We start from the raw sequence: 7,214 nt of genomic DNA, 5'->3' as shown, positions 1-7,214 counted from the left end.
GTGGCGGTGGACTACCAGGTTCATCGCGCCAAAGGCCATGAACCCTTCGTGTGGGTGACCGAGCAGAACGTCGTTTCCTACGCCTACGACGATGCTGGACGACTGGTGTCGGCGACCAATGCCGTCGGTGAACGCGAGGTTTATCGGTACGACGAACAGCACGTCATTCTTGAGCGGCAGTTGGCCGGTGGGGCGGGTTTCTTTTGGGCGTGGGAAAGGTCTGGTAAAGCCGCGCGCTGTGTCCGGCACTGGGCCAGTTTTTCGCAGATGGACACGCGCTATGTATGGAGCGATGACGGCAGCGTCAACGTGCACAACGCCGATGGCAGCCAGGAAGTGTACGTGCATGACGACCGGGCGCGACTGGTACAGCGCATCGATCCCGACGGTGCCCGGCATTTCAAATCCTACGACGACAAGGGCCGACTGACCGTCGAGCAGGACCCGCTGGGCGCGGTGACGGCGTATCAGTACGACGAAGCCGGACGCTTGGTCGCGCTGTTTCCGGGAGAGGATGAGCCGACGTCCTACGAGCATGACAATGGTTTCGTACGGGTCGTGCGGCGTGGTGAGGCAGTTTGGAAATACGAGCGTAATGAGCGAGGCGATGTCATCCGCAGGATTGATCCGGAGGGCAACGCGACCGACTACAGCTACGACAAGCAAGGGCAACTGACCGGGGTCTGGTATCCCGACCACAGTTGTCATCGGCTGGTGTGGAATGAGCGTGGGCAGCTTGTTGAAGAACAGCTGCCCAACGGTGGCATCAAGCGCTATCGATATGACGACCTGGGGCGGCAGGTTGCGCGGGAGGATGAATACGGCGCGCTGACTCAGTATCAATGGGACGCGGTAGGACGCTTGACTCGCTGGGTACTGCCGGACGGCGCTACGCGGGAATTCAGCTACAACCCCTACGGAAAAATCATCGCCGAACGCGATGAACTCGGCCACGTCACCCGCTACGAATACGCCGACGGACTGCACCTGATCAGCCGCCGCATCAACGCCGATGGTACCCAGGTCAAGTATCGCTACGACAATGCCCGCCTTTTGCTGACTGAAATCGAAAACGAAGTTGGCGAAACCCATCAACTGGACTACCACCCCAACGGCCTGATCCGACAGGAAACCGGCTTCGACGGCCAACGCACCGCCTACGCCTACGACCTCAACGGCAACCTGCTGGAAAAGACCGAACACGGCGACGACGGTAGTCAGCTTGTTACCCAATACGAGCGCGACCATGCCGGTCGTCTTGTAAGAAAAACCCTCCCCGATGGCAATACGGTCGACTACACCTACGACCGCCAAGGCAACCTCCTCAGCGTCGAAGACGGCCACTGGGCGCTGGCCTACGAGTACGACAAACAAAACCGCCTCACTGCTGAGCACCAGGGCTGGGGCACCTTGCGCTATGGCTACGATGCCTGCGGGCAACTTCAACATTTACGCCTGCCGGATAATAACCGTCTGACCTTCAACCACGACAAAGGCGGCCACCTGGCCACCGTCGAGCTGAATGGCGCACTGCTGACCTCCCACCTGTTCCACGCCGGCCGCGAACACCAACGCCAACAAGGCCAACTGCTCAGCCACTACCACTACGACGACCAAAACCGCCTGCACGCCCACGCCGTCACCCAGCAAGGAAACCACCTTTACCAACGCCAATACGACTACGACAGAGCCGGCAACCTCGCCCGCCTGCTCGACACCCGCAAAGGCGAACACCGTTACTGCTACGACCCACTCCAGCGCCTGACCCGCGCCGATCATTCACAGGATGTGCAGGAGCGTTTCGGCCACGACCCCGCCGGTAATTTACTCATGCAGGACAGGCCGGGGCCGGACATCCTGGCGGGCAATCGTTTGATGATCCAAGGCGATCACCATTACGACTATGACGCTTTTGGAAATCTAATAAGAGAACGGCGTGGCAAGGGCCAGCAACTGGTCACCGAGTACCGCTACGACTGCCAGCACCGGCTGATCGGCGTCACCCAACCCAACGGCCAAACCGCAAGCTATCGCTATGACCCGTTTGGTCGACGCATCAGCAAAACCATCGAAGAGAAAACCACAGAGTTCTTCTGGCAAGGCGACAAGCTGATCGCCGAACACCATGCCGATCGCCATCGCAGCTACCTCTACGAACCCGACAGCTTCCGTCCGCTGGCACTGCTGGAAGGCTTCGGCCCAGAAGAGACCAAGCCCTACCACTACCAACTCGACCACCTCGGCACACCGCAGGAACTTACAACGCCCGACGGCGACATCGTCTGGTCCGCCCACTACCGCGCCTACGGCGAAATCAGCCGCCTCGACGTCGGCAAAGTCGACAATCCGCTGCGCTTCCAAGGCCAGTACTACGACCAGGAAAGCGGCCTGCACTACAACCGCCATCGCTACTACAATCCGGATATTGGTCGTTACCTGACGCCCGATCCGGTGAAGCTGGCGGGTGGGATCAATGGGTACCAGTATGTGCCCAGTCCTACAGGATGGATTGATCCCCTGGGACTGAACGCGAATTGTCCCGGCCTAGGCAAGAAAAAACCGACCTGCTCTTTGCCTGCTGAACCGGATATACCTGATCACTCTCGCAAAGGTGCGTTTAGGCAAGCAAAAAGGGACGCCAATATACCGATGACCCAAAATCCTGATGTGATGAAAAATCCGAAGTCAGGAAGGACGAAACAGTACAAAATAGAAAAAATGACTGATTTGAATGATGAACACATATTAGATGAGAGTGGTAGACCCATATACTCAAGGGTGTATCAATTCACGAGAGCAGACGGCTCTAAGGTTCTTATTCAGGACCATTCTGCCGGGCATAAATTTGGCAGGGCGGACGGTATAGGAGACCAAAAAGCGCACTTCAATTTGCGACCTATTGCAAAGCCTCGAAACGGAACCGTAGACGGCGGCAGGGATCATTACAACTTTAGGAAAAACTGATGAAGTATTGGAATGAATTAGATCAAAATATTTTTTTTGAAAAGATTTTTAGCATGCCCATAGAAATTGGAAAAATCGCTCTTTTTTCTTTGCAAATAGAAAATGATCGACCTTCTGTGGGGTTAGGATTCGACATACCCGAGTTTCCAGATATTTTGCCAAAAAAATGGGAAGGAAAAGGCTACAACACCTGCAGAATGGGTATTGATTGTCATGGCATTCATGAATTAAAAATACACAACATTCCCGTTAGAGAAGTATTCTTTGTCGTTATCACTAAAGAAAATAATCATTTCCACTTTAAAGCGACCAACAAAAGCTCTTTAATTGAATTCAAGGCCAAATCCATTTCAATTTGCGATCCGAATGTATACATAAATGGACCAGATGATTATTTTTTCTAGATCTTAAAAATTCTGCATGCGCCCCTATGAACTCCATAGTTAGCCTTAATTCGTACCCTTGCCCATCTCAACCTAAACTCCCTCCAAGTTGTTTCAACGGACAGAGGATTCACCATCATGGGCAAACGTCACCCCAATCTCCCCGCCTGGCAATGGCGTCATTACCCACAAAACCATCAGCACCCGGCCAACCTGGCCTTGCACCTGATTGCCGTGCCGCTGTTCATCATCGGCTTCCTGTTGATCGTCTCGGGTGTGTTCAGCCTGAGCCTGGTCAGTGTCGCCATCGGCGTGATCGGGATCGTGGCGGGCCTGGCGTTGCAGCGTCATGGCCATAGCCTGGAAGCCCAGGCCAGTGAGCCGTTCAGCGACCGTAAGGACGCGGTGCAACGCCTGGTGGTCGAGCAGTTCGTGACGTTTCCGCGCTTTGTGCTCAGCGGTGGCTGGTGGCGCGCCTGGCGGCTGCGCCACCCGCGTTGAGCGTCAGGCGAAGACCACTACGGTCTGGCGACTGAGGGCGATCAATTCGCCGGTCGGGCTCCAGAGCGCGGCGGCGGCGTGGCCATAGCCGTCGCGGGCGTGTTCGATGTTGACGTGGTATTGGCACCAGTCAAGGGTGGTCAGGTCGTGCAGTGGCTGGATGAACTCGATGGTCCAGGTCAGGGTGCTGCCGGGCGCTGGTTTATTGAGGTGCGGGAGCAACGCCGGGGGCCAGGCATCGACCAGTGCGAGGATATGCGCCTCAGTCAGCGGCTCTTCCTTCACATCTCCACGCAAACGCACCCAACCGCCCATTTCACGGGATTTATCGCCGGTAAACGGCAGGCCGCCGACGCTCCAGCGCATTGCCAGGTGTCGCATGAATTCGGGCGTGACGCCCTTGATATAGGGCAGTTCCTGGCATTCATTCCAATGCTTGAACACCGGTGGCCGCTCGCTCGCCACGTCGATTTCCGACTGGCGGGACGCACCGAAACTGGCCTGGACCAGGGTCGCCACTTCACCGTTCTGCACCACACGACCCAGCAATTGGCTGACGGCCTTGCCCTCGCGCAATACTTCAACTTCATAACTGGCCGGCACATCCGGCGCTACCGGGCCCACGAAGGTGATCGCCAGTGAGCGCAGCGGCCGGTCGGTCGGCACTTGCGGCCGCAAGGCCTCGTACTGCAAGGCGGCGACCAAACCACCAAACGTGGCGCGTCCCTGGGCCCATTCGGCGGGAATGGTGACATCCAGCGGATGGCTGCGAGCAGCGTCGAGCAAATCACTAAAGCGCATGGCGACCTCACATCAAGCAAATGATGAGGGGATCTTAACCATCCACCCCGCCAGGTACAGCGCCTATTCCGGCCAAAAGCCGGACCGGTTCAGAAACAATGGTCGCTGAGCTTGTCGAGCACACGGTCCGCCCGTGCCTCGGCCTTGACCATGCCGGCACGCCAGGTCGCGATGCAGGGCTGCAAGTCAGCCTGGTGCTCGGCCTGGAGCAGCCATTGCCAGCAATCATGCCAATCACCCAGGGCACCCTGGGCTTTTTTCAAACCGGCCACGGCGTTGGAAGGCAGCTTGTCCAATTCGGGATACGCTTCGGCCGCATAGCGCACACGCTTGATCAGCAAGCGCAAACGGTGGCGATCATGCTCTGGATCCTTGAGCGCGTGCTCAAGGGTTTTCCATTGCTTGGCCAGGCGTTTCTGGATGCGTGAGCGCAGGCTCTTGAGCAGTTTCTGGTGTTGGGATGCACGGATAAAGCGTGGAAACGCATCAAGGATCTGCAGCAGGTGGGCCAGCTCCGGGCTCTGCGCCACCTGGCGATAGGCCTCAGGTTGCAGGCGCAGACGACGCTCAGCCGCCTGCTGGTGCCCGTGCTGTTGCAAGTACGCCGCCAGCACTTCGCGGTCACGCAATGGGGTGGTCAATTGGCCGACCGTGCGGGCGGCGGATTCAAGCTGTTCAACACCCGGTAACCCGCGCAAGGGCCGCAACAGGCTGCGCAGACGGCGCACCGTGGTGCGCAGATCATGCAAGGCTTCATCGTCGGTGACGGCAGCAAGACGAGCCTGGCAGCTCAGCAACCCTACTTCCAGGCCAATGACCTGAGCAACTAACTGATTGACCAGCGCTGACATCCTGCCCTCCCTTTGCGATGAAAAATGCTATGCGTGGCTGATCAACGCCCGGCGCGTGACTCACGAATATAGAAGCGCGCCTTCTCGGCCTTGTTGGAGCAGCCTTCGAACGCTTCGAATTGCTGCTGGGTCTTGGCCCCCGTCAACAGCGACAACGCCTTGGAGTAGCTGACGGTGCCGGCGAAGCCCTCGGCCTTGGCCAGGTCCAGTTCTTTCCAGGCGGCATCCAACTGCGACCCGCAGCTGTCGCGATACGCGGTCTTCCCGGCACAGCCCGCCAAGGCCAACAGGATCACAGGTACACACATCCAGGCTTTCATTGATGACACCTCAAAATATACAAAATCTGTCGTAGCCTGTAGACGTTGCCTACAGGGAAAAGTGCCTTGTCCCTAGCCTGAAATCAGTAGTACCTATTGCCAGAGCATACCCGAGCCCCGTAGCGATTCTGGAAAAATATTCTCAGGGCTCACCAAGGATTGAAGCGCCCCCCTGGATGGGTGCATTGTGGGCACCTGTTTTGCGAAGGGTCTGGTCATGAAAAAACGTGTTGCCTTGGTGTTGGGCTCCGGCGGGGCCAGGGGCTACGCCCATATCGGCGTGATCGAAGAAATCGAACGACGCGGCTACGACATCGCCTGTATTGCCGGCTGCTCGATGGGCGCCGTGGTCGGCGGAATCTATGCCGCCGGCAAGCTGGACGAGTATCGAAACTGGATCGAAAGCCTGGATTACCTCGACGTATTGCGCCTGGTGGATGTGAGCTTTCGCCTGGGCGCGATTCGCGGTGAAAAGGTGTTCGGGCAGATCCGCAAGATCGTCGGCGAAATCAATATCGAAGACCTGCGCATCCCCTACACCGCCGTGGCCACCGACCTCACCAACCAGCAGGAAATCTGGTTCCAGGAAGGTTGCCTGCACCAGGCCATGCGCGCCTCGGCAGCGATCCCCAGCCTGTTCACGCCGGTGATGCAAGGCAACCGCATGCTGGTGGACGGAGGCTTGCTCAACCCGTTGCCTATCGTGCCGGTGGTGTCGAGCCATTGCGACCTGATCATTGCGGTCAACCTCAACGCCACCAACCAGAAGCACTATCACCTGCCGGTGATCCAGCGCCCGCCGGCATTCAAAAGCCGCTTCAACAGCCTGGCCAAATCATTGGGCTCGCACCTGCCGTTTCGGCGTAAACAGGCCGAGCAACTGATGAAGCTCGAGCAGGAAGCCTTGCAGGCCCAGGCCGCCGAGATCAACCCATGGCTGGACTCGGCCGAGCCCGAATCCCAGCAACCCGCCGCCGCCCCGGAAAAAGCCGGCGCGCCGAAGTCGGCCACGGGCTCGTTCATCATCGACAATGTCGGACCCGCCTCACTGCTGGACCTGATCAACCAGAGTTTCGAAGTCATGCAAACGTCATTGGCACAATACAAAATCGCCGGTTACCCGCCGGATGTGCTGATCAACGTGCCAAAGCGAGTGTGCCGTTTTTTCGAGTTCTACAAGGCGCCGGAGTTGATCGCGCTGGGGCGGGAAATTGCCAGCGATACGCTGGATCGGTATGAGAGTGAGCAGGCCTGAAACTCTGGCTGCTAGCCCTCATCGGGACATAGCCATCTACACTACTTCGCAGCCTACAGCCGCCAACACTAACCACGATGCGAAGCGAGTCGCTCTTGATCTTGATCTGCTTTTGATCTCAGGCGCCCCGTTAAACCAC

7 protein-coding genes are annotated in these 7,214 nt (G+C 57.8%); 4 read left to right on the top strand and 3 right to left on the bottom strand.

Annotated elements, in window-relative coordinates:
* From BFP90_RS16750 to BFP90_RS16740, 3 genes are all read left to right on the top strand, one after another.
* Positions 1-2,964 (top strand): RHS repeat-associated core domain-containing protein (locus BFP90_RS16750; protein ID WP_176718049.1); only part of this gene is annotated, 2,964 nt, incomplete at its 5' end.
* Positions 2,964-3,368 carry an Imm50 family immunity protein gene (locus BFP90_RS16745; protein WP_065897477.1) on the top strand — a complete coding sequence of 135 codons (405 nt, stop codon included), beginning with the start codon at positions 2,964-2,966 and terminating at the stop codon, positions 3,366-3,368. The genes BFP90_RS16750 and BFP90_RS16745, both read left to right, overlap by 1 nt.
* A gap of 117 nt (positions 3,369-3,485) precedes the next feature.
* A complete protein-coding gene (locus BFP90_RS16740; protein WP_065897476.1) occupies positions 3,486-3,848 on the top strand; it encodes an Mpo1-like protein in 363 nt (120 codons plus the stop codon).
* Between the two features lie 3 nt (positions 3,849-3,851).
* On the opposite strand, the gene BFP90_RS16735 is transcribed toward BFP90_RS16740, so the two are convergent.
* From BFP90_RS16735 to BFP90_RS16725, 3 genes are all read right to left on the bottom strand, one after another.
* Positions 3,852-4,649: an acyl-CoA thioesterase gene (locus BFP90_RS16735; RefSeq protein WP_065897475.1), complete on the bottom strand. Its 798-nt coding sequence runs from the start codon at positions 4,647-4,649 to the stop codon at positions 3,852-3,854.
* Positions 4,650-4,738: 89 nt separating this feature from the next.
* Positions 4,739-5,500, bottom strand: a complete 762-nt coding sequence (locus BFP90_RS16730) for a CHAD domain-containing protein (protein ID WP_065897474.1) — start codon at positions 5,498-5,500, stop codon at positions 4,739-4,741.
* Positions 5,501-5,541: 41 nt separating this feature from the next.
* Complete coding sequence (locus BFP90_RS16725) at positions 5,542-5,820, bottom strand: hypothetical protein (RefSeq protein WP_003238638.1); 279 nt, start codon at positions 5,818-5,820, stop codon at positions 5,542-5,544.
* A gap of 217 nt (positions 5,821-6,037) precedes the next feature.
* Here BFP90_RS16725 and BFP90_RS16720 point away from each other — a divergent pair, with 217 nt between their 5' ends.
* Positions 6,038-7,075, top strand: coding sequence for a patatin-like phospholipase family protein (locus BFP90_RS16720; RefSeq protein WP_065886464.1), 1,038 nt, complete (start codon positions 6,038-6,040; stop codon positions 7,073-7,075).
* Positions 7,076-7,214: the final 139 nt, after the last annotated feature.

It is taken from the genome of Pseudomonas sp. 24 E 13 (assembly GCF_900004715.1).
In the GTDB taxonomy this organism is placed as follows: Bacteria; Pseudomonadota; Gammaproteobacteria; order Pseudomonadales; family Pseudomonadaceae; genus Aquipseudomonas; species Aquipseudomonas orientalis_A.
This window is presented reverse-complemented; position numbering and strand designations above follow the sequence as displayed.